Here is a 21777-nt window from a genome sequence, read left to right on the forward strand (position 1 = left end):
GCCCGAGCCCGTGTCCGCACCGGCCGAGGCCGGCGAGGCGCCGGTGAGTCTGTCGGACGGCGCGCTGCCCTCGCCGGCCTCCTGGCGGGCCGGCCGCCGTCCCGTCCCGGCCCTGCGCCAGGACCTCGAAGGCCTCGGCGAGACCCTGTTCGCCTTCATGCGCGACGAGAGTTCCGCGGTCCTCACCCACCTCAACGCCCTCAAGGACGCGCGCTCGCCGGCCGACGCGATCCGCCTGCAGGTCAACGAGATGCAGCGCGCGGCCGACGCCTCGCTCACCTGCTGGAGCGAGCTCGCCCGGCGCGCGACGCGGATGGTCGCGCAGCGCTGAGGGAGGCGCGGCGCGCCTATCCCCCCTCAGCGCTGTCGAATTCATACCTGTCCGCATGCCCGCTCTGGACGGATCGCGCGGAGCACGGCACGGTCCCCTCTCCCGGTCGGGAGAGGGGACCCGCGCTTGGTTCGGCATGCGCGGCGAACTGCGTGAACCCGGCAGCTCCCCAAAGAGCGGATGTGCGCGTAAGCGCTCCCGCCTCCCCGCGCCAATCCCCTGTCGCGGCGCGGCCACAGCCGCCGCCCGAACGAAGCGTAGCCGGAAACCTTCGGTTAACCATGTCGCTCCTATGCCGTATCGGAGGCTCGGGAGGCCGACCGATGCTGCGATCCGCGCGCCTGATCCGTTCCGCGATCCTCACGCTGGCCGTGGCCCTGAACCCGGCGCTCGCCGTGTCGCCGACGCATGCGCAGGACCGGGCGCCGCCGGCGGTCGCGATCGCGGCCGACCTCGCCGCCTCGCCTGCTGGCACCAAGCTCACCCTCACCCTGTCGAAGCCGGTCGACGCTCGCGCCTTCGTCATGGAGCGCCCGGACCGGGCGGTGATCGACCTCGCCGAGGTCAACTTCCAGCTCGCCCCCGAGACCGGCCGCCGCCGCGAGGGCCTGGTGCAGTCGTTCCGCTACGGCCTCTTCGCGCCGGGCCGCTCGCGCATCGTCGTCGACCTCGCCGGCCCCGCCACGGTCGGGCGGATCGAGACGACGACGCGTCCCCGCGACGGCGCCGTGGTCCTCACCGTCCCGTTCCAGCGCGCCGACCGCGACAGCTTCCGCAAGGCGGCGAGCGCCGGCGACCTCGCGCCCGCCTCCGGCAAGGCGGTGGCGCCGGTGGAGGCCGGAGACCGCCGCCCGCTGATCGTCGTCGACGCCGGCCACGGCGGCATCGATCCCGGCGCGATCGCGGTGGGCGGCGTGTTCGAGAAGGACATCGTCTTCGGCTTCGCCCAGGCGCTGGTCGCCCGCCTCGAGGCCGGCGGCCGCTACCGCGTGGCGATGACCCGCGACCGCGACGTCTACGTGCCGCTCTCCGAGCGCGTGCGCATCGCCCGCGACGCCAAGGCCGACCTGTTCGTCTCGATCCACGCGGATTCGATCTCGTCGGCGCCGCAGGTGCGCGGCGCGACGATCTACACCGGCTCCGAGAAGGCCACCGACAGCGAATCCGCCAAGCTCGCCGAGCGCGAGAACAAGGCCGACGCCGCCGCCGGCGCCGAATCCGGCGAGGGTCCGCCTGAGATCGCCGACATCCTGCAGGAACTGACGCTGCGCGAGACCCGCGGCTTCTCGTCCGGCTTCGCCAAGACCCTGATGGGCCAGCTCGGGCCGGTGATGGAGATGAGCACGAAGCCGCACCGCGAGGCCGGCTTCAAGGTGCTGCGCTCGCCCGACGTGCCGAGCGTGCTGGTCGAGCTCGGCTACCTGTCGAGCCAGCGCGACCTCGACCTGCTGCAATCGGCCGAGTGGCGCGCCTCCGTCACCGGCTCGATGGCCAAGGCGATCGACCAGTTCTTCGGCAACCGCGCCAGCCTGGTGCGGCCGGCCTCGCCGAACCGCCGCTCGGCGGCAATCGCCCCAGTTTCACCATAGATCCGGTGTCGATACGGGGCACTCGAGACCCCGTCGCGCCGTCCTCTCATCGGTCATCGTCGACGGGGACCTTCAAGGCTGCGGGCACGCCGGATCGGCCTGCGTCTTGCGGGCAGCCCCGACCCCCCTAGCCGGATGCGCTCGCGCGCACGGCCGACGAAACCGATCGACGGGAAACCGGATGCGCCTCATCCTTCGCTTCTTCGGCTTCCTGTTCAGCGCCTGCGCGGTCCTGTTCGTGCTCGCGGCCGCGGGCGGCGCGTTCTTCTACTGGAAGTACAGCCAGGATCTGCCGGACCACGCCGTGCTCGCCAACTACGAGCCGCCGGTGATGACCCGCGTCCACGCCGCCGACGGCTCGCTGCTGGCCGAGTACGCCAAGGAGCGCCGGCTCTACCTGCCGATCCAGGCGATGCCGAAGATCATCGTCGCCGCCTTCCTCTCGGCCGAGGACAAGAACTTCTACAAGCACGGCGGCATCGATCCCGAAGGGATCGTGCGCGCGGCGCTGACCAACGCCAAGAGCGGCAAGAAGCAGGGCGCCTCGACCATCACCCAGCAGGTGGCCAAGAACTTCCTTCTGTCGAACGAGCAGACCTTCGACCGCAAGATCAAGGAAGCGCTCATCGCGCTCCGCATCGAGGCGACCTACTCGAAGGACAAGATCCTCGAGCTCTACCTCAACGAGATCTTCCTCGGCACCATCGTGCCCGGACGCAACCTGCACGGCGTCGCCGCGGCGGCCCTGGACTATTTCGGCAAGTCGGTGCACGAGCTGACGATCAACGAGGCGGCCTACCTTGCCGCCCTGCCGAAGGGGCCGAACAACTACCACCCCTACCGCAAGACCCAGGCGGCGCTCGATCGCCGCAACGAGATCATCCGCCTGATGGCGGAGAACAACTACATCACCAAGGAGGAGGCCGACGCCGCCAAGAAGATGCCGCTCGGCGTCAACCCGCGCGTCGCCTTCCCGAACGCCGCCAACGCCAACTACTTCACCGAGGAGGTCCGCCGCGAGATCTCCGAGCGCTACGGCGAGAAGAAGCTCTACGAGGGCGGCCTCTCGGTGCGCACCACCCTCGACCCGAAGATGCAGGGCTGGGCGCGCAAGGCGCTGGTCGACGGCCTCGTGCGCTACGACCAGGCGCATGGCTGGCGCGGCCCCGTCACCAAGGTCGACCTGACCGGGCGCGACTGGGGCATGGCGGCCTCCGAAGTGAGCGCGCTCGGCGACGTCGCCCCGTGGCGGCTCGCCGTGGTGCTCGGGCAAGGCGCCGGCGGCCTGCAGGTCGGCCTCCAGCCCAAGCGCGAGGCCTCGGGCCAGGTCTCCAAGGACCGCGAGACCGGCACGATCCCCGCCGAGGGCATGCGCTGGGCCGGCCGGGCGAACCTCACCGCCGGCGACATGGTCTACGTCGAGGCGATGGACGGCGGCCGCGGCCAGTACCGGCTGCGCCAGAAGCCCGAGGTGTCCGGCGGCATCGTCGCGATGGACCCGAACACCGGCCGCGTGCACGCCATGGTCGGCGGCTTCTCCTACGACGAGTCCGAGTTCAACCGCGCGACGCAGGCGATGCGCCAGCCCGGCTCGTCGTTCAAGCCGATCGTCTACTCGGCGGCGCTCGACAACGGCTACACCCCGTCCTCGATCGTTCAGGACACCCCGATCACCATCGAGGCCGGCCCCGGCCAGGAGGCGTGGACGCCCTCGAACTACGACGGCAAGTCCGGCGGCCCGCACACCCTGCGCTACGGCATCGAGCACTCGAAGAACCTGATGACGGTCCGGCTCGCCAAGGACGTCGGCATGCCGCTGATCGCCGAGTACGCCCGCCGCTTCGGCGTCTACGACGACATGCTGCCGGTGCTGCCGATGTCGCTCGGCGCCGGCGAGACCACCGTGATGCGGATGGTCACCGCCTACTCGATGCTGGCCAACGGCGGCCGCCGCATCCGCCCGACGCTGATCGACCGGATCCAGGACCGGATCGGCGAGACGATCTACCGGCACGACGGCCGCAAGTGCGTCGGCTGCGACGCCGAGAAGTGGTCGGGCCAGGACGAGCCGAAGCTGGTGGACGATTCCGAGCAGGTGCTCGATCCGCTGACCGCCTACCAGATGGTCTCGATCATGGAGGGCGTGGTCCAGCGCGGCACCGCGACGATCCTGAAGCAGATCGGCAAGCCGCTCGCCGGCAAGACCGGCACCACCAACGACGCCAAGGACGCGTGGTTCGTCGGCTTCTCGCCGGACCTCGCGGTCGGCATCTACATCGGCTTCGACAAGCCGCGCTCGCTCGGCGACCGCGCCACCGGCGGCGGGCTCGCCGCGCCGATCGCTCTCGACTTCCTGAAGGTCGCCCTGAAGGACAAGCCCCCGACGCCGTTCCGGGTGCCGCCGGGGATCAAGCTGATCCGCGTGGCCTTGGGCTCCGGCATGCGCGCCGGCTCGGGCGAGGGCGCCGGCACGATCCTCGAGGCGTTCAAGCCCGGCACCGCGCCGCCCGATTCCTACGTCGCCCCGGCGGGCCAGGCCGCGGCCCCCGCCGCCGTCCCGGCGGACGCAGACCGCGCGGCGCAGGCCGGCGGGCTGTACTGAGCGGACGCCGCCAGGCTTTCTGCGGATCGCTGGTCGCCCCGCACGGCTCGCTCTCCCCGGGGGCAGGGCGATCACACGGCACCGCACCGTCATTCCGGGGCGCCGCAGGCGAGCCCGGAATCCAGAACCGCCGACGGTGCCAAGTCCGGTGCGACCTGCGGTTCTGGATCCCGGGCTCCGCTGCGCGGCCCCGGGATGACGCGGTGCTGCCGGCGGGTTTCTCCCAAGAACAGGTCGCCGTCTGCGATCACACCCTGCCCAGGGAAGAATGGTTGGGGCGAGGGGTGTTGCCCTCTCCGGTGAGTTCTCATCCCTCACCCTGTCCCTCTCCCGCACGGGAGAGGGAACCCGCGCCCGCTCCGAACGCCGTGAGGTCCGGCGATGCGGTCAGTCGGCCGCCTGGCGATCCGAGACAAAAAAAGCCGCCCTGCGGGGGCGGCTTTGGAGTCTCAGGGAGGCATCAAACAGAGCGGGACGGAGGTCTCACTCGACATCCAGACATCTGGACTACGGTGAGATTGGACAAAAGAGGTTAACGCGCCGTCAACGCGGGCGCGTTCCTCAAGTCGTCGCCGCGTTGGGCCTACCCGAGATCAGTATCGCCGCAGGTTCAGGCCGCAAGGCTGGTGAACAACCCGCGTCCGTCGGTGCCGCCGACGAGCCCTTCGACGAAGTTCTCCGGGTGCGGCATCATCCCGAGGACGTTGCCGCCCTCGGAGTAGATCCCCGCGATGGAATTGAGCGAGCCGTTGCGGTTGGCGGCCGTCGTCACCTGACCGTCGGCGTCGCAGTATCGGAACGCGACCCGGTCCTCGCCCTCGATCCGGGCGAGGGTGTCGGGGTCGGTGAAGTAGTTGCCCTCGCCATGCGCGACGCAGACGTCGATGACGTCGCCCTTGGCGTAGGCGCTGGCGAAGCGGGTGTCGGCGCGCTCGACGCGCAGGGTCTGCCGGTGGCAGATGAAGCGGCGATCGACGTTGCGCATCAGCACGCCCGGCAGCAGGCCGGATTCGCACAGGATCTGGAAGCCGTTGCAGATGCCGAGCACGAGCCCGCCGCGGGCGGCGTGGGCGCGGACCGCATCCATGGCGGCGGCGCGGCCGGCGATGGCGCCGCAGCGCAGGTAGTCGCCGTAGGAGAAGCCGCCGGGCAGGACCGCAAGGTCGGTGCCGGAGGGCAGCGCGGCGTCGGCGTGCCACATCGTCGTGACCTCCGCGCCGGCAAGCCGGAGCGCGCGGGCGACGTCGGCGTCGCGGTTCGAGCCTGGGAAGACGACGATCGCGGCGCGCATCACGCGATCTCGATCGCGTAGTTCTCGACCACGGTGTTGGCCAGGAGCTTCTCGCAGGCCGTATTGAGGGTGGCCTCGGCGCCGGCCAGGTCCGTGGCGGCGACCTCGATGTCGAACACCTTGCCCTGGCGGACGCCCTCGATCGACTCGATGCCGAAGGACTTCAGCGCGGCCTCGATGGCCTTGCCCTGCGGGTCCAGGACGCCGGTCTTCAGCGTGACGACGATGCGGGCTTTCATGATGGGCCACTCAGCAGGGTCTGGAACGGAAGGAGGCGGAGGCGGGCGTCGGGGCGGGGTCCGACACCTCGGGTGTCGTGGCCGCCCGTCACCGGCGGGCGGCCCGCGGTGCGGCGCGCAAGGGATCGATGCTCGTCGCGCGCTGCCAAAGCTGGAACATGATCCAGGCCGCGAGCACGCTGAACAGACCCATCAGCACGTGGCCGACGGTGTCGCCGAGTTCGAACAGGCCTGCGATGGCCCAGCCTGCGGCGATCGCCACCGCGAAGACTTCCGTTCCCACCAGCACCATCATGCTGAGGATCGTGATCAGGTTGCGGGCGTTCACGAGGACCCCTTCCGCCGGCGGCACGGATTCGCGTCCCGCTTACGACGGCGGCAGTACCCCGATTGTCGCATGCTGTGCAACCGGCAAGCGCCCCTCGCGGGTGGCCCCCGCCTCAGCGCGGGGCGCGCTTGGCCAGGATGCGCTGCAGGGTGCGGCGGTGCATGTTGAGCCGGCGCGCGGTCTCGCTGACGTTCCGTCCGCACAGCTCGTAGACCCGCTGGATGTGCTCCCAGCGCACGCGGTCGGCGGACATCGGGTTCTCGGGCGGGTCGGCCCGCTCGCCCGGCTGCGCCATCAACGTGCCGTGGATCTCGTCGGCGTCGGCGGGCTTGGCCAGGTAGTCGAAGGCCCCGAGCTTCACGGCGGTGACGGCGGTGGCGATGTTGCCGTAGCCGGTCAGGATGACGCCGCGGGCTTCCGGCCGGCGCTCCTTCAGGCGGGCGATCACGTCGAGGCCGTTGCCGTCGCCGAGCCGCATGTCGATCACCGCGAAGGCGGGCGCCCGCGCCTCGACCACGGACACGCCTTCGGCCACGCTCTCGGCGACCTGGACGTGGTAGCCGCGCGCTTCCATCGCACGGGCGAGCCGGGTCGAGAACGGCTTGTCGTCGTCGACGATCAGGAGGCTGCGGTCGGAGAATGCGGCCAGCGGGTCGGCGTCGCTGAGCGCCACGGCATCCGGGGCGCCCGACGAGCTCGATTGCGTCAGCATGAGAAGCTCCTCAAAGATTTCGCTGTATTCGTTGAGAGTTTATATAGGCGCGACATCGCCCGCGGGCAGGGGTGGGCGTGTGCCGAATTCGGGGGCATGACGCAGCGCCGCACCCCGCTCGAAGATGTGGCGCGCCCAGGAGATCCGGACCTGCGCCCCATGCGTGCCCGGCGCCGAGGCGTTGGACAGGGTGATCTGCGCGCCCGAGCGCTCGATCAGCGTCTTGGCGATGAACAGCCCGAGGCCGAGGCCGGCGCCGACCGTGCCGCCCTGCGCCTGCCCCGCCCCGCGGTCGGGGCTGCGGGTGGTCACGTAGGGCTCGCCCGCCCGCAGCAGCACCTCGGCGGAGAAGCCGGGGCCGTCGTCGCGGATCTCGAGCGTCACCCGGTCCAGCGTCCAGCGGCCCTCGATCACCACGCGGGCGTCGGCGAAATCGACCGCGTTGTCGAGGATGTTGCCGAGCCCGAACATCACGCCGGCGTTGCGGCGGCAATCCGGTTCCGGGGCGTCGCCCTGGCTCGAGATGTCGAGGGCGATGCCCATCGCCCGGTGCGGCGCCACCAGTTCCTCGATCAAATGGCTGAAGCTCAAGGTCTCGAGGAAGCCGGCGCCGTCGCCGTCGAGCGACGTCAGCTTCGAGAGGATGCCGCGGCAGCGGTCGACCTGCTCGCGCAGGAGCTGCAGATCCTCGGCAACCGCCGGCGGCGCGTCGGGCCCGAGTTGGCGCACCAGCTCCTTGGTCACCACCATGATCGTGCCGAGCGGCGTGCCGAGCTCATGCGCCGCCGCCGCGGCAAGGCCGTCGAGCTGCGACAGGTGCTGCTCGCGGGCCAGCACCAGCTCCGTCGCGGCCAGCGCCTGCGCGAGCTGGCGCGTCTCCTCCGCGACTCGCCAGGCGTAGACGCCGGTGAAGGCCGTGCCGAGCAGGATCGCCGTCCACACGCCGGAGACGTAGAGGAACGGCAACTCGATCCGCCCGTCGGCGAACCACGGCAGCGGGCGGTGGACCAAGGCCAGCAGCGTCGCGAGCCCGATCGCCAGCAGGCCGAGCGCCAAGGTCCGTTCCGGCGGCAGTGCGGTCGCCGAGATGAGGACGGGGGCGAGGAACAGCAGCGAGAACGGGTTCTGCAGGCCGCCGGTGAGGAACAGCAGCACGGCGAGCTGCACGATGTCGAAGGCCAGCAGCAGGGCGGCGGAATCCGCGCTCAGCCGGTAGCTCGCCGGGAAGCGGATGCGCAGGCCGAGGTTCAGCCAGGACGAGGCGGCGATCGCCAGGAAGCACCAGCCGAACGGCAGCCCGAGCCCGAGGCCGAACTGCGCTCCGACCACGGCCGCGCTCTGCCCGGTGATCGCAAGCCAGCGCAGGCGCACGAACGTGTCGAGGCGCAGGTGGCGCGCGTCGCGGACGAAGCCGCTCGGATCGGTGTCGAGCATGATGGCCTAACGATAGAGCCGGGGGCGGGCCGATCCAGAGCCCGCGACGATCCTCCCGCCTTGCGCCTCAGCCCGCCTCGTCGAGTTCGGGGCCACGGGTGGCGTCGAGGCCGGCACCGGGGACGGGCGGGATCGACACCGGCGCGCCGGTGCGGGCCGCCTCGTAGATCGCCTCCATCAGCACGTGGTCCTGAAGACCCTCCTCGCCCGGCGTCCGCGGCCGGCGGTTCTCCTGGATGCAGCGCGAGAAGTGGTCCATCTCCAGGGCGAACTGGTTCTTGGCGCCGATCACCTTGGTGTCCTGCGACACCACCTTGCCGTCGCGGTGGGTGACCACGAGGCGCTGGCCGACATAGGCGAAGGCGTTCTGCAGATCGATGTCGGCGCCCCCCGTATGCACGGTCAGGCGGCGCGATTCGTGGACGCCGTAGCTGGTCATGCATTGCGCCAGCACGCCCGACGGGAAGCGCAGGGTGAAGCTCACGCCCTCCTCGACCTCGCGGAACTTCGGGTCGTCTGCCGGCGAATGCGTCTGCGCCTGGATCAGGTCCGGCTCCTCGCCGAGCAGCGCCCGAACGCCGTTGAGGCAGTAGAGCCCGATGTCGGGCAGGGCGCCGCCGCCCGAGAGCGCCTTCTTCAGGCGCCATTGCTCCGGCAGCCCCGAGGTTTGGCCGTTGAAGGCCTGGATCATCCGCGGCTTGCCGAATTCGCCCGATCGGACGAGGCGCACCACCTCGCGGTTGTACGGCTCGTACTGGCAGCGATAGGCGATCATCAGCTTGACCTTGGCGCGCTCGCACGCCGCGATCATCGCCCGCGCCTCCGCGGAGGAGGCCGCCATCGGCTTCTCGCACAGCACGTGCTTGCCGGCCGCCGCCGCGGCCGCGACGTTGTCGTGGTGCACCGCGTTCGGGGTGACGACGTAGACCGCCTGGATCTCCGGGTTGGCCTTCAGCTTGTCCCAGTCGCCGTAGCCGTAGACCGCGCTCTCGGGCACGCCGTATTGCTGCGCGACGAGCTTCGCCTTGTCCGGCGTGCCCGACATCAGCGCCACGAGCCGCGAGCGCTTGGTCTGGGACAGGGCCGGGAGGATCTCGTCGAGGCTGAGGCGGCCGAGGCCGACGACGCAGTAGCCGACGCGCTGCCCCGGCGGCTGCGGCGCGGGTGTCGGCGCCGGCGGCCGGTCGCCCTGGCCGCGCCAGTTCGGAAACTGCACCCGGCCGCCCTGCACGGCGCCGGTGTCGGCGGGCACGGTCGGCCCGGGCGTCGTGCCTGCGCGGGCCGCGTCCGCCGCCCCGAGGGCGGCGCCGGTGAGGGTGACGCCGCCGGCCCGCAGCAGGGTCCGTCGCGAGAGCCCGAAATCGTCCGCCATGCCACCCCGTCTCGGTCGGTTGAGAGGCGGGGAAACCCGGCGCCGGTTGGCAGAGTTCCGCGCTTCGGCTCAGTGCAGCCGGTCGGGCGGGGCGGCCGCGTTCCAGGCGGCGCGCGCGTCGACCTCCGTCGCGACCTCGCGCGGCGGTCCTTCGAGGAAGGCGAGGCCGGCCTGGGTGCCGCTGCGCCAGACGATCTCGGCGCGGCGGGTCTGATCGCGGCAGGCCACCGTGAGGTCGATGACGCGCGGCAGAACCACGTCCTCCGCGATCACGATGCGGACGCCGGTGAGCGAATGATCCCGCAGGCGGCATTCGACTTCGGGGAGGAAGGCCGCGATGCGCAGGGTGCCGCCGTAGCAGGCGCGACGGCGATCACTTTGGCGGCGCTCGATCGGGGGCGTCGTCAAGGTCACAGGCGTGTTTCCCATCTCAGGTTGCTACTTTGATAATGCAGCCAAGCATGAAAGGCTTCCTAGAGTCAGGCGTAACCATTCGTTAAGCTTAACGCCTGGCCGCAGCCGGCGCGTCACTCGGGCGGGGGCGGGTCGGGGGCCTCGACGCCGCCGCTGCGCTGAAGCTGGAGCGCCACGAACCAGCAGAGAGCCGCCCAGGCGGCGCCGATGCACCAGCCGGCCAGCACGTCGCTCGGCCAGTGGACGCCGAGATAGATCCGGCTGATCCCGACCAGCAGGGTCATGGCGACGCCCAGCGCCAGCACCAGCGCCTTGACCCGGCGGTGGCGGTCGATCCGCGCGATCAGCGTCGCCAGGGTCAGGTAGGCGATCGCCGACATCATGGCGTGCCCGCTTGGGAAACTCGCGGTGAACACGTCCATGCCGTGCGGCACCAGGTCCGGCCGCGGGCGGTGATAGAACAGCTTCAGCACCGTCGAGACCAATTCGCCGCCGCCGACCGCGCCGACCACGAACAGGCCGACCCGGCGCTTGCCCGACAGGGCGAGGTAGGCCGCCACCGCCACGGTGAGGAGGACGATGGTGAAGACGCTGCCGAGCCCGGTGATGTCGCGCATCGTCTCTTCGAGCCAGGGCGGCCCGATCGGATCGGAGAGGTCGGCGGGGTTGCGCAGGGCCAGCAGGATCCGGCGGTCGAGCGCCTCGGTGGAGCCCTCGCCGACCTCGTGGGCGAGCGCGAAGAACGCGTAGCCGAGCCCGCTGACGCAGATCAGCGCCAGCAGCGGCCCGACCTCGTTGAGGCGCAGCCGGAGCCAGACGGAGGTGGCGTGGGAGAGGAAGGGGATGCGGCGGACGAAGGTGGGCGCACGCATCGGCGACATCCCGCTCACGCGTTCTCACCGAACGCGAACTGCGCCCGCTCGGCCCACGGGCCGCCGAGATAGCGCCAGAGCCGCGTCGCCGGCGCGGTGAAGTGGAACGGCGCGAAGTCGTCGGCGAGGGCGGCGTGGAGCGCGCGGGCGGTCTCGGGATCGACCTTGTTCTGCACGGTGACGTGCGGGCGCCAGCCCTGCTTGTCCTGCGCCGTGAGGTGCGCCTCGAAGGTCTTGGCCAGGCGTGCGCGAAACGCCGACAGCGCCTCGGATTCGAGCACGTAGGCGACCCCGCGGCCTGTGAAGCGCAGGCCCGTCACCGCGACCACCGGCGGCGGCACGGTGCGGGCGAGCATCGCGATCGTCTCGCGCACCCCGGGCTCGGCCGCGCCCGGCAGGTTGTGGAACAGCGTGGCATGGGCCGGAATGTGGTTCAGCGCCTTCGGGAAGTGGCGCCGGCGCAGGCCGTCGAACCGCGCGAACGTCCCCGCATCGAAGGCGAGCGTCAGGATCAGCGGCGCCGCGTCGGCGCCCGGCTCCCCGGTGTTTCGTGTCGGCGTATCGGGCATGCGGGCTCTCGGTCGCGGCCGAACGAAGATGGCGCGGGGCGCGGTCAGGTCCAGTAGAGGATTCGCGCGGCGGGCAGGTCGCGGGCGAGCGCAGCGAACAGGGTGGCGCGCATCGCGCCCATCACGTCTTTGGGGAAGACGTACTTCACAGAGCCGAACTTGGTGAGCTTCTTCGTGCGCCCGGCCTCGTCGAGCGGCAGGTCGGAGCCCGGATACCAGCCCTGCAGCACCTGCTTCGAGCCCGGCGTGAAGCGGTGGGTGATCAGCTCGGCGGTCAGGTCGAGGTCGGGCACGTCCGCCAAAGCCTCGGCCGCCTCGCGGATCAGCGCGGCGTAGCCCGCCTCCCAGTCCGGCACCGGCAGGATCGGCGCGATGGTGAGGCCGACGGGATAGCCCGCCAGCGCCACCGCCCGCATCGCCCCGAGCCGGGCGTCGAGGCTCGCGGTGCCGCCCTCGTAGCGCGTGGCGGCGCGGGCGTTGACCGAGAACCGGATGCGGGTGCGGCGGCGGTGCGGAAGGTCGAGCAGCGGCTCGACGGCGGCGAACTTGGTGGTGAAGCGCAATTGCACCGGCGCCTCCCAGGCGCCGAAATGCCGGATCGCCGCCGAGAGCGACCCGGTGAGGTGCTCAATGCCCAGCGGATCGGTGTAGCACGAGGCCTCGAAGGTGGTGCCCTCCTGCGCCCGCTCGGCCTGGGCGGAGGTGACCGCGCCCTGGCCGAGGTAAGCTTCGAGATTCCCGAGGATCGCGTCGAGGTTGGCGTAGGCGCGCGTCACCGGCGGCCCGGAGAGCGAGCCGGCGAGGTAGCAGTACTGGCAATGGGCCGGGCAGCCCTCGGCCAGGTCGAAGCGCCAGTCGGCCGAGGGCGGGATCGGCTGCAGCCGGAGCTTGGTCGGCGGCGCCACGACGAGGGCGAGCGTCGCCTTCGCCTCGACGTAGGCCCGGCGCGGGTCGGCGTGGCGCAGGCCGGTGAGGCGGTTGGCGGCCAGGCGTTCGACTGGGATGCCCTGCGCCTCCGCGCGGGCGAGCATCGCCCGTCCGTGCGTGTGCTCCAGGGCAGCCGGCGTCACCAGCACGCGCCGCGGTCGCCACAGGCGCGCCGGCCGGGCGGGCGAGGGAGCCGACGACGGCGGCGCGAGGGCCGGTGGCGGCGCGAGGGTCTGGGCGGTCTCCATGGTTTGCGAACGCCGCGGCCCCTGCGCCGGCTCCTGACTTCCGCCGGGCGCGGCCTGCGGCTAAAGCACCGCCATGGCCTCGCAGCGTTCTCCCGTCCCCCCCGTCCGGGAAACCGTCCACGAGGGGCGCGACGGCTGGCTGTTCCTGATCGGCGGCAGCAACGACGTCATGGAGCGCTACCGCGGCACCTTGCGCCAATGGTGGACCCTGCGCGGCTGGACCCGGCTGATGACAGCGCGCGCCGCCCGCGCCGCCCGCCTCGGCATCCGCTGCGTCCAGTTCATCGTGCCCGAGAAGCTCTCGGTCTACGACCACATGACGATCGACCTGCCCTACGACCCGTCGCGCGCCTCGACCCGGCGGCTCGCCCGCAAGCTCGCGGGACAGGCCGCCTACCTCGACCTGCTCGGCCCCTTCCGCGCCGCCCGCGACGGGCCGGCGCCCCTCTACCTGAAGACCGACACGCATTGGTCGGCGGACGGGTGCCTGCTCGCCTACCGCGAGCTGATGCGTGCCCTCGCCGCGATCCCGCCGGCCGACATCGGTGCGCGTCCCGCCCTCGTCATGGATCGGGTGATGGACCTCGGCGCCAAGCTGCCGGGCCGGCCGGTCGAGCGGCTGGTGCGCCCGCAGATCCAGCGGGACGCGGTGCGCGTCGAGGCCGGCGCGCTGCTCGCGGCCTACGAGGCGGAGGGCCGCGAGCGCGACCTGCACACGGGGGCGCACGTGGTCTACCGCAACGACAACCCGGCCGCGGACCCGCGGCGCGTGGTGCTGTTCGGCGATTCCTACGCGCATTTCGCGCCCATGCTGCTCACGGGGCTGCTCGCCGAGAGCTTCGCCGAGGTGCACTTCGTGTGGTCGGCGAACCTCGATTGGGCCTACGTCGAGCGGGTGCGCCCCGACATCCTGCTGTTCGAGCTGGCCGAGCGCTTCCTCGCCCGCCTGCCGAGCGACGACTTCGACGTGGCCGCCGGGCGCAGGGTCGCGACGGTCTAAGCGAGTTTTGCAAAAGTGGCCGCCGGTTTTGCGTCAAAAACTTGCGACGGACCAAGGACCTGAGCAGGGTCGCGTTGCCGATGCGGCTCGGCTCAGGGCGTCGGCTGGACCAGGCTGGTCTCCGTCAGGGCGTCGTCGATTTGGAAGGCGCGGTACCCGTCCGGCGTCGCGGCGATGCCGAACAGCAGGACGAGGATCGCGAGGATTCCAGCCAGGCCCAGCGTCACCCCGTCGGCCTGCCGCCGCAACCCGTGGATCGCGGCGCATCCGGCGGTGAACACGGCCGCCTCGGCGGCGGGAATCGCGAGGGCGAGCGACATCGATCCTCCATTCAGGCCATCTCGGCGCGGTCGCGCCGGGCGTCCCACGGCCCGGCCGCAACCGCCGAGCAAGATAGCCAAGCCAGACAACCAAGCAGGAAACGGGCTAGGTTTTGCACCGACCCTTCTTCCCTTCCGCGCAAGGCCGGCCCGAGGGGCGGGCGGACGCGCGCAGCACCGGAAACGCATCGCATGGGATTGCTCGTCGACGGCGCCTGGCAGGACCAATGGTACGACACCAAGTCGACGGGCGGCCGCTTCGAGCGCAAGGCCTCGGCGTTCCGCAACTGGGTCACGACCGACGGCGCGCCGGGCCCCTCGGGGGAGGGCGGATTCGCGGCCGAGCCGGGTCGCTACCACCTCTACGTCTCGCTCGCCTGCCCGTGGGCGCACCGCGCCCTCATCGTGCGAGCGCTGAAAGGCCTGGAGGACGCGATCTCCGTCTCCGTCGTCGATCCGCACATGGGCTCGGAGGGTTGGGTGTTCGGCGACAGCCCGGGCGCCACCCCCGATCCGATCCACCACGCGACGCGGCTCTACGAGGTCTACCGCGCCGCCGACCCGCACTATACCGGCCGCGTCACCGTGCCGGTGCTGTGGGACCGCAAGAAGCGGACGATCGTCTCGAACGAGTCGGCCGAGATCATCCGCATGTTCGATTCGGCCTTCGGCGGCACCGGGCCGGACCTCTGCCCGGACGACCTCCGCGCGGCGATCGATGCCGTGAACGCCCGGGTCTACGACCGGGTCAACAACGGCGTCTACAAGGCGGGCTTCGCCACCGAACAATCCGTCTACGAGGAGGCCTTCGCCGCGCTGTTCTCCGAGCTCGACGCCCTCGAAGCGCGCCTCGACGGCCAGCGCTATCTCTGCGGCGCGCGGCTGACCGAGGCCGACATCCGGCTGTTCACGACGCTGGTGCGGTTCGATGCGGTCTATGTCGGGCACTTCAAGTGCAACCGGCGGCGCATCGCCGACTACCCGAACCTGTCGAACTACCTGCGCGACCTCTACGCCCTGCCGGGCGTCGCCGGGACGGTGAACCTCGTCCACATCAAGCGGCACTATTACGAGAGCCACCCGACCATCAACCCGACGGGCATCGTGCCGGCGGGGCCGGACCTGGACTTCGCCGCGCCCAACGACAGGGCCCTGCGCTTCGGCGCGTGAAGCGCGAACTTGTGGCGCGAACTTGCAAACCGGACTCGACGGATGCGCGCGGCGCGTTAGATCGCCGCCATGACGATCGCACAGACGCTCCGCCGCCTCGCCCTCCTCGCCGCGCCCCTGGCGCTCGCCGGCCCCGCCTGGTCGCAGGCGGCGGTGCAGCTCGAGGGCACCTGCGAGAAGCTGGTGATCGAGGGCAAGGACGCCACCGCCGCCTGCAAGCCGACGCTCGGGAACGCCGCCGAGCGCCGCCGCACGACCTTCGACTTCACCACCACCGACGGTCGCACCCTGAGCTTCAGCGGCACCGGCGCGCAGCAGGAGCGCACGGAGGAGACCGATCCGCTCCAGCCGATCAACCTCGTCACCGCCGGCACGTCGAGCGACAAGGGAATCGTGCGCAATCCGACGCCGGCGGTCGGCGCCTGCACCTTCTCGACCCCGGCCCCGGGCAAGACCACCATCGCCTGCGAGGCTTCGGCGCCGGACGGGCGCACCTTCGCCGGCACCTTCGTGACGCAGGCGAAGGCCGCCTCGGGCGCCCCCGCGCAATAAGCCGCGCTTTTTCGAAGACGTCGGCCACTCCGCCTCCGGGAGATCGCTCCCGGGGGGGCATGTCTCGCGTCGCGACGCCGGCCAGACGAGGATGGCGGCAAGATCGCACCGGCGGCGACCTGGCGCACGGATTCCCTTGCGGACAGAGCGCGTTCCGCACTGGTCAGCCGGGCGCCTGAGTCCCATGTACCGCGTCAGGCGACACTTGGTTCCAAGGCCCGATACCGCATGCTGAACGACACGCTCGCGACGGACGCGCATCCCGGTGCGTCCGACCTAATCCGAGAGACCACCACGACCGGATTCCGGCAGGACGTGATCGCCGAGTCGGCGAACCGTCCCGTGCTGGTCCTGTTCTGGTCGCCCCGCGCCCCGTCGAGCAAGACGCTGCTGGCGGTGCTCGAAAAGTTCGTCCGCGTGGCCGCCGGCAAGGTCGTCCTCGTCAAGATGAACGTCGACGAGCATCCGGCGGTCTGGGGCCAGATCGGCCAGCAGCTCGGCCTGCAGGGCGTGCCCGCCGTGGTCGCCATCGACCAGGGCCGCCCGGTCGACATGTTCGAGGGCGCCCTGCCCGAGGCCCAGATCAAGACGTTCTTCGATCGTCTCGCCGGGCCGAGCGAGATCGACCAAGTGATGGCGGAAGCCGCGCAGGCGCTGGAGGAGGGCGACCTCGCCGGCGCCTCCGAGCTCTATGCCGCCGTGCTCGGGCAGCAGCCCGACAACGTCGCGGCACTCGCCGGCCTCGCCAAGATCCAGCTCGACGCGGGCGAGTTGGAGAACGCCAAGCAGGTGCTCGCGATGGTGCCGGAGGCCAAGGCCGCCGACCCGGGGCTCGCCGGCATCCGCGCCGCGATCGAGCTGGCCGAGCAGGCCGCCGCGCTCGGCGACCTCGCCGGCCTCGAGGCCGAGGTCGCTGCCAACGCCGACGCGCATCAGGCCCGGTTCGACCTGGCGCTCGGGCTCAACGCCGGGAACGAGCGCGAGAAGGCGGTCGATCACCTGATCGAGATCATCCGCCGGGACCGCACCTGGAACGAGGACGGCGCGCGCAAGCAGCTGCTCCAGTTCTTCGAGGCCTGGGGTCCGATGGACCCGGCCGCGATCCGCGGGCGGCGCAAGCTCTCGACGCTGCTGTTCGCGTGAGGTCGGACTCCGAAGGTTTCGTATCGCTGGAGGCGTCATGAGCACGCATGCGGGCTACAAGGGTCCGGGCGATTGCCCCCCCGTCATCCCGGTCTTCCCCCTGCCCGGCGCCCTGCTGCTGCCGCGCGGGCAGATGCCGCTCAACATCTTCGAGCCGCGCTACCTCGCCATGGTGGACGACGCGCTGCGGACCGACCGGGTCATCGGCATGATCCAGCCGGACGCCGAGGGCGGCGCCTCGCCGATGAGCCCGAAGCTGTACCGGGTCGGCTGCGCCGGCCGCATCACCCAGTTCGCCGAGACCGGCGACGGCCGCTACCTGCTGTCGCTGACCGGCATCGGCCGCTTCCGGGTGATGAGCGAGCTCGCCACCACCGGCGCCTACCGCCGTTGCCAGGTCAGCTACGACGACTTCGCCATCGACTTCACCGCGCGCGCCGGGGAAGACGCCGTGGACCGCGACGGCGTCCTGCGGGCCCTGCGCGACTTCGTCGATTCCAACGACCTCAAGGTCGACTGGGCGGGCATCGAGGAGGCCCCGAACGAGGCGCTGGTCAACGCGCTCTGCATGATGAGCCCGTTCGGCGTCCGCGAGAAGCAGGCGATGCTCGAGGCGCCCGACCTGAAGACCCGCGCCGAGATCCTGGTCGCGGTCACCGAGATGGAGATGGTGCGCAGCACCGGGCCCGAGCCGACGATGCAGTAGCGGGCGTTCCCACGGCGGGTTCGGCGATGACGAACGCCTGCGCCTCCGCTACCAACCGGCACGGCTTCGAACGGAGATCGAGAGCATGACGCAGGACATGACCACCCCGGGCACCGCCGTCGAGGCGACCCGCGTCGACCCGAAGCTGCTCGAGCTGCTGGTCTGCCCGCTGACCAAGGGCACCCTCGACTACGACGCCGGCCGCCAGGAACTGATCAGCCGCTCGGCCAAGCTCGCCTATCCGATTCGCGACGGCATCCCGATCATGCTGCCGGAAGAGGCGCGCCAGCTCACGGACTGATCCGGCACGAGGAGCCAGGCATGGCCTTCAAGGCGAAATCGGCCTCCGAGACCAAGGCCGCCGACCTCGCGTCGGCCCTCGTGCGCATCGCCGACCGGGACGGCGCGCCGCTTCAGGTCGGCGTCGACCGGCTGCGTCAGGGCAACCCGCGCCTGACGCCGCTGGCGATCGGGCAGCTCTATCGCAAGCACCGCGACCACCTAGACACCGCGCTCGCCGAGCGCGGCTACGTCCTCGTCGGCTATGCCGACCAGGGTCCGGGCCGCGGCATGGAATTCGCGATCGACCCGGCCTGACGCCGCACTCTCGGCCGACGCAAGCCGCGCCGACGCGAGGCACGCCGACGAACGTGCCGCGGTGCCCGTCCGCCCGCCCCCGTGCTAGGGGACGGCATGCCCCGCTGGCTTTTCCTCACCTTCGCCGCCGCCATCGTGCTGGCCGTGTTCGGCAGCGCCTTCATCGCCCTGAGGGGCGCGCCGGCCAAGCCGTCGATCTCCGAGCCGGCCGCCGCCCCGCGCTGAATCGCGTTTCGCGCGATCGATCGCGCGAGAGCATGTTCCGTGATCTCTGGATCACGGAACATGCTCTAATACCAAGTCTCATGGGTAGGAACCCATGAGGTCCGGCGGATTGCCGCCGCCCCGCAGTTGCGGGGGCCAGACTTCAATGAGTCGGGCTCATCGAGGTCTGGTATAACTTGCTATGTGGTCGCACTTTCCTCATGCGAGCCGGCATCCACCTCGCATGAAAATGCGCTAGGGCGCCGCGTCCTGGCGTGCCGACGCGATCAGGCGGTCGCCGTCCTCGCGCAGCAGCAGGCGGTCCACGACGAGGGCGTCGACGGATTTCGTGACCGCCGCAACGTAGGCGTCCGCGCTTGCGTAGCGCTCCTCCAGGGACGGGCGCGGGTCGCCGGCCGCCTCGCGTTCGGCCCGCGTGCGCGCGAAGCCGATCTGGCTTCCCTCGCGATCGCACAGGGCGCCGGCCGGGAACGGGTCGGCGTAGAGGTTCCAGCCGGTGAAGGTCGCGCGCGGGGCCGCGACCGCGGGCAGGCGGATGCCCGCCGCCTCGTTGCCGTCCGCGTCGACACGCGGCACCAGCGGCCGGTACTGCGGCCCGGTCTCGGGGCGCGGGTCGACATAGGTGGAAAACCGCGCGATCGCGTTGGGCGTCGTCGGCACGGGAATGCCCACCAGGAACGGGAAGCCGGCGTCGGCGGCCTCCACCAGCGTGCCGTCCGACAGGCGGGGGACGCGGCTCTCCGGCGGAGCCTTGCCCGCGGTCACCCATTCCTCGAGCGCGACGAGGAGCGCCCGCAGGGCCGGCGCCGGGTTCAGGGTGCTGCGCGGGTTCGCGCACGCCCCCTTGGTCGAGGTCAAGCCGGCGCGCCCGTAATGAAAGCCGCTGGAGACCAGGAAGGCGCGCGACGTCTCGGGCAGCGGCATGTCGGACCGGCCGAGCGGGTCCGTGGTGAGCATCGAGGCGCCCTTCTGCCAATACTCGGTGCCGGTGTTCACCTCGATCAGGAGCGGGTCGAAGCCGTCGTCGCGCAGGAGCGCGCCGGTCCGGCCGGTGATCGGATCGTGCTGCCGCGCGGTGGAGAACGGAAAGGCGTTCTCGGGATAGAGGTGGTCCTCGTGCTGCGTGTTGGTGCGGGAGGGCTGCCCGAACCGGGCGTTGAGGAAGATCCCGCCGACGCCCGCGATGTGCGAGAGCATGCCGTCGAAGACCCGGCGGCCGGCCTCGTCGCGGTTGAAGCCCTGGAAGACGAAGTCGCGCAGGTAGCGCCCGCTCTGCGAGATGCCGAGGGCGACGGCGTGGCGGATGGAGCCGCCGGCCGGGTTCGCCCCGTCGGCCGCGGCGCCGCGCAGATAGGCCACCACGTCCCGCGTCGCGGCGAAGCCGACGCCGAGCACCTTCGGCTCGGTGGCCTGGTAGGTGAGCTCGTAGAGCGACCCCGGCAGCGGCTTGGTGCCCTTGGGCAGCAACTCGAGTTGCCGCGGCGTCGCGTAGTGCCAGGCGTCGGCCGGGACCGGCCGCGGCGGGTCGCCCTCGCGGCGGCGGACGGTGAGCTGCGCGCCGGCCTTGTCGGGGCTCGCGGCCTTGTCCTGGCTCGCGGCCTTGAAGGTGAGGTAGAACGGCGCCTCGGGCGGCCCGCGCGTGGCGCTGACGAGCTCGTCGCGCACCGTCTCGACGATCGGCTTGCCGTCGCGCGTCGCCACAGGAACGTCGATCGCCATGCCGCCCTGTTGGCGCAGGGCGTCCGCCTCCCAGCCCGACCAGACCACCGTGTCGCCGCGGCGCAGGACGAGGCCGGTTCCGGCATCCGCGGCGGAGCGCGGATCGTTGACGGCTTGGGCCGCCTGCGCCGGCGCGTCGAGCACCCAGTTGAACAGGAACTTGCGGCCGCGGTTCAGCACCTCGAACAGCAGCGTGCCGCTCCCGCGGGCGGGGTCCTTCGGGCGCAGCATGAAGAGGTCGGTCCTGTATTCGACCAGGCCGCGGGCGTTTCGCGGCGCCAGCGCGATGTCGACGATGCCGGCGTTGGCTGGGTCCGCCGGGTCGAGCTCGCCGCGGGCCGTGCCGACGACGCGCTCGTAGGCGCCGGCCGCACCGAACATGGCTCCGTCGGCGAAGGGCTCGACCGCCGTGACGTCGATCCCGACGATGCGGGCCTCCGCGGGCGCGGCGCACAGCGCGCAACCGAGCGCGGCGAGGATGGCGCCGTTGGTTCGCATGGTCACTCCCTGGTCCGGCTCGAAGAAGGCCGGTGCGGTCAGCAACCACACGTTGGGGCAAGCGTCGAGGGGGTGCGTCGTCCGAGAGGTGCCGACCTCGCCGACCTGTCAGCCGAGAGAGCCGGTCGCCGGTCCGGCGGCAATCGACGGCACGGGCGGTCGGACATCGATGTTGCCGACGCAAAAAAGGCGCCCGTATCGGGCGCCTGCGGAGAGGTCGAGCGTTGATCTTGCGAGGTGTGATGGATGGTGCTGCGAGGGGGGATCGAACCCACGACCTCCTCATTACCAATGAGGTGCTCTACCACTGAGCTACCGCAGCGACGGCTTTTCGGGGCCCGCGAGGGGGCGTCTCCGTCCAACCGAGAGGGGCTTTAAGGGATCGGCGGCGGCTTGGCAATCGCGTCTGGCGGTCCTGGCGGCGCAATCGACCGGACGGCTCACGATTTGGCGCGGCCGTCCTTCTTCAGCGCCGCGCGGATGATCGCCGCGAGGCCGGGTTCGGTGACGGCCTCGGCGGCTTCGGCCGGCGTGAACCAGCGCTGCTCGCGCTCGTGCTGCTCCGGCCAGCTCTTGCGGTGCTTGCGTACCTCGAGGGGGAACACCTTCACCTGGCACAGCACCGCATCGCGGTTCTTCAGGCGCTTCTGGTAGAGGTAGAAGCCGAGCGGCCGCTTGCCGATCTGCCCGAGCACGCCGGCCTCCTCGTAGGCCTCGCGTGCCGCCGCCTCGAACGGCTTGCGCCCCTTCATCGGCCACCCCTTCGGGATCACCCAGCGCCGGCTCTCGCGGGAGGTGACGAGGAGGACGCTGTAGCTCCCGTCGGGCTCGCGCCGGAACGGCAGCGCCCCGACCTGCGGGCGCGCCTCGCGCTCGTCGTCAAGCGGCATCGTCGTCATGCCCGCCGCCCCCGGGCGGA

The 21777-nt window shown here is 71.4% G+C and carries 23 protein-coding genes, 1 tRNA gene and 1 pseudogene; 11 read left to right on the plus strand and 14 right to left on the minus strand.

Going from position 1 to position 21777, the window contains the following annotated elements:
* The 3 genes and pseudogenes from FV226_RS09525 to FV226_RS09535 form a co-directional block, all read left to right on the plus strand.
* Nucleotides 1-331 (plus strand): annotated as a pseudogene (locus FV226_RS09525) (Phasin); the annotation flags it as partial.
* 323 nt (nucleotides 332-654) lie between these two features.
* Nucleotides 655-1920, plus strand: a complete 1266-nt coding sequence (locus tag FV226_RS09530; protein ID WP_147762719.1) for an N-acetylmuramoyl-L-alanine amidase — start codon at nucleotides 655-657, stop codon at nucleotides 1918-1920.
* Between the two features lie 181 nt (nucleotides 1921-2101).
* On the plus strand, nucleotides 2102-4522 hold the full coding sequence (locus tag FV226_RS09535; protein WP_147754101.1) for a penicillin-binding protein 1A: 2421 nt from the start codon (nucleotides 2102-2104) through the stop codon (nucleotides 4520-4522).
* A 610-nt stretch (nucleotides 4523-5132) separates the two neighbouring features.
* Here the strand turns inward: FV226_RS09535 and purQ are convergent.
* The 10 genes from purQ to FV226_RS09585 form a co-directional block, all read right to left on the minus strand.
* Nucleotides 5133-5813, minus strand: a complete 681-nt coding sequence (gene purQ, locus FV226_RS09540; protein WP_147762720.1) for a phosphoribosylformylglycinamidine synthase subunit PurQ — start codon at nucleotides 5811-5813, stop codon at nucleotides 5133-5135.
* The gene (gene purS, locus FV226_RS09545; RefSeq protein ID WP_147762721.1) at nucleotides 5813-6052 is read right to left on the minus strand and encodes a phosphoribosylformylglycinamidine synthase subunit PurS; all 240 of its coding nucleotides are present in this window, start codon (nucleotides 6050-6052) and stop codon (nucleotides 5813-5815) included. Before purS ends, purQ begins: the two co-directional genes overlap by 1 nt.
* Before the next feature lie 88 nt (nucleotides 6053-6140).
* Nucleotides 6141-6380: a hypothetical protein gene (locus FV226_RS09550; protein WP_147762722.1), complete on the minus strand. Its 240-nt coding sequence runs from the start codon at nucleotides 6378-6380 to the stop codon at nucleotides 6141-6143.
* Between the two features lie 112 nt (nucleotides 6381-6492).
* Nucleotides 6493-7092, minus strand: coding sequence for an ActR/PrrA/RegA family redox response regulator transcription factor (locus tag FV226_RS09555; protein ID WP_147754105.1), 600 nt, complete (start codon nucleotides 7090-7092; stop codon nucleotides 6493-6495).
* Between the two features lie 39 nt (nucleotides 7093-7131).
* On the minus strand, nucleotides 7132-8526 hold the full coding sequence (locus FV226_RS09560) for an ActS/PrrB/RegB family redox-sensitive histidine kinase (RefSeq protein WP_147762723.1): 1395 nt from the start codon (nucleotides 8524-8526) through the stop codon (nucleotides 7132-7134).
* A 67-nt stretch (nucleotides 8527-8593) separates the two neighbouring features.
* Nucleotides 8594-9898 carry a Gfo/Idh/MocA family oxidoreductase gene (locus FV226_RS09565; protein WP_147762724.1) on the minus strand — a complete coding sequence of 435 codons (1305 nt, stop codon included), beginning with the start codon at nucleotides 9896-9898 and terminating at the stop codon, nucleotides 8594-8596.
* Between the two features lie 69 nt (nucleotides 9899-9967).
* On the minus strand, nucleotides 9968-10306 hold the full coding sequence (locus FV226_RS09570; protein ID WP_187278727.1) for a PilZ domain-containing protein: 339 nt from the start codon (nucleotides 10304-10306) through the stop codon (nucleotides 9968-9970).
* 119 nt (nucleotides 10307-10425) lie between these two features.
* On the minus strand, nucleotides 10426-11184 hold the full coding sequence (locus FV226_RS09575) for a phosphatase PAP2 family protein (RefSeq protein ID WP_147762726.1): 759 nt from the start codon (nucleotides 11182-11184) through the stop codon (nucleotides 10426-10428).
* A gap of 14 nt (nucleotides 11185-11198) precedes the next feature.
* A complete protein-coding gene (locus FV226_RS09580) occupies nucleotides 11199-11753 on the minus strand; it encodes a 2'-5' RNA ligase family protein (protein ID WP_147762727.1) in 555 nt (184 codons plus the stop codon).
* Nucleotides 11754-11797: 44 nt separating this feature from the next.
* Entirely contained in the window at nucleotides 11798-12928 is a 1131-nt protein-coding gene (locus FV226_RS09585; RefSeq protein ID WP_246691539.1) for a spore photoproduct lyase family protein, read from the minus strand.
* 73 nt (nucleotides 12929-13001) lie between these two features.
* Here FV226_RS09585 and FV226_RS09590 point away from each other — a divergent pair, with 73 nt between their 5' ends.
* Nucleotides 13002-13928: a hypothetical protein gene (locus tag FV226_RS09590; protein WP_147762728.1), complete on the plus strand. Its 927-nt coding sequence runs from the start codon at nucleotides 13002-13004 to the stop codon at nucleotides 13926-13928.
* Nucleotides 13929-14020: 92 nt separating this feature from the next.
* Here FV226_RS09590 and FV226_RS09595 read toward each other — a convergent pair whose 3' ends face one another.
* The gene (locus FV226_RS09595) at nucleotides 14021-14248 is read right to left on the minus strand and encodes a hypothetical protein (protein WP_147753788.1); all 228 of its coding nucleotides are present in this window, start codon (nucleotides 14246-14248) and stop codon (nucleotides 14021-14023) included.
* A 192-nt stretch (nucleotides 14249-14440) separates the two neighbouring features.
* Here FV226_RS09595 and FV226_RS09600 point away from each other — a divergent pair, with 192 nt between their 5' ends.
* From FV226_RS09600 to FV226_RS28945, 7 genes are all read left to right on the plus strand, one after another.
* Nucleotides 14441-15418 (plus strand): glutathione S-transferase family protein, encoded by a 978-nt coding sequence (locus tag FV226_RS09600; protein WP_147762729.1) that lies wholly within the window; start codon nucleotides 14441-14443, stop codon nucleotides 15416-15418.
* A gap of 69 nt (nucleotides 15419-15487) precedes the next feature.
* Entirely contained in the window at nucleotides 15488-15970 is a 483-nt protein-coding gene (locus FV226_RS09605) for a hypothetical protein (protein WP_147753790.1), read from the plus strand.
* A gap of 228 nt (nucleotides 15971-16198) precedes the next feature.
* Nucleotides 16199-17113 carry a co-chaperone YbbN gene (locus tag FV226_RS09610; RefSeq protein ID WP_147762730.1) on the plus strand — a complete coding sequence of 305 codons (915 nt, stop codon included), beginning with the start codon at nucleotides 16199-16201 and terminating at the stop codon, nucleotides 17111-17113.
* A 37-nt stretch (nucleotides 17114-17150) separates the two neighbouring features.
* Complete coding sequence (locus FV226_RS09615) at nucleotides 17151-17819, plus strand: LON peptidase substrate-binding domain-containing protein (protein ID WP_147762731.1); 669 nt, start codon at nucleotides 17151-17153, stop codon at nucleotides 17817-17819.
* Nucleotides 17820-17904: 85 nt separating this feature from the next.
* Entirely contained in the window at nucleotides 17905-18120 is a 216-nt protein-coding gene (locus FV226_RS09620; RefSeq protein WP_147762732.1) for a Trm112 family protein, read from the plus strand.
* 20 nt (nucleotides 18121-18140) lie between these two features.
* Nucleotides 18141-18416, plus strand: a complete 276-nt coding sequence (locus tag FV226_RS09625; RefSeq protein WP_147762733.1) for an adenylosuccinate synthase — start codon at nucleotides 18141-18143, stop codon at nucleotides 18414-18416.
* A 96-nt stretch (nucleotides 18417-18512) separates the two neighbouring features.
* Nucleotides 18513-18641 (plus strand): hypothetical protein, encoded by a 129-nt coding sequence (locus FV226_RS28945; RefSeq protein WP_281406033.1) that lies wholly within the window; start codon nucleotides 18513-18515, stop codon nucleotides 18639-18641.
* 234 nt (nucleotides 18642-18875) lie between these two features.
* On the opposite strand, the gene FV226_RS09630 is transcribed toward FV226_RS28945, so the two are convergent.
* The 3 genes from FV226_RS09630 to FV226_RS09640 form a co-directional block, all read right to left on the minus strand.
* Nucleotides 18876-20858, minus strand: a complete 1983-nt coding sequence (locus FV226_RS09630; protein ID WP_147762734.1) for an alpha/beta hydrolase domain-containing protein — start codon at nucleotides 20856-20858, stop codon at nucleotides 18876-18878.
* Between the two features lie 247 nt (nucleotides 20859-21105).
* Nucleotides 21106-21180 (minus strand) — tRNA-Thr (locus FV226_RS09635).
* 118 nt (nucleotides 21181-21298) lie between these two features.
* Nucleotides 21299-21757 (minus strand): NUDIX hydrolase, encoded by a 459-nt coding sequence (locus tag FV226_RS09640; RefSeq protein WP_147762735.1) that lies wholly within the window; start codon nucleotides 21755-21757, stop codon nucleotides 21299-21301.
* Nucleotides 21758-21777: the final 20 nt, after the last annotated feature.

This window comes from Methylobacterium sp. WL12 (genome assembly GCF_008039475.1).
In the GTDB taxonomy this organism is placed as follows: Bacteria; Pseudomonadota; Alphaproteobacteria; order Rhizobiales; family Beijerinckiaceae; genus Methylobacterium; species Methylobacterium cerastii.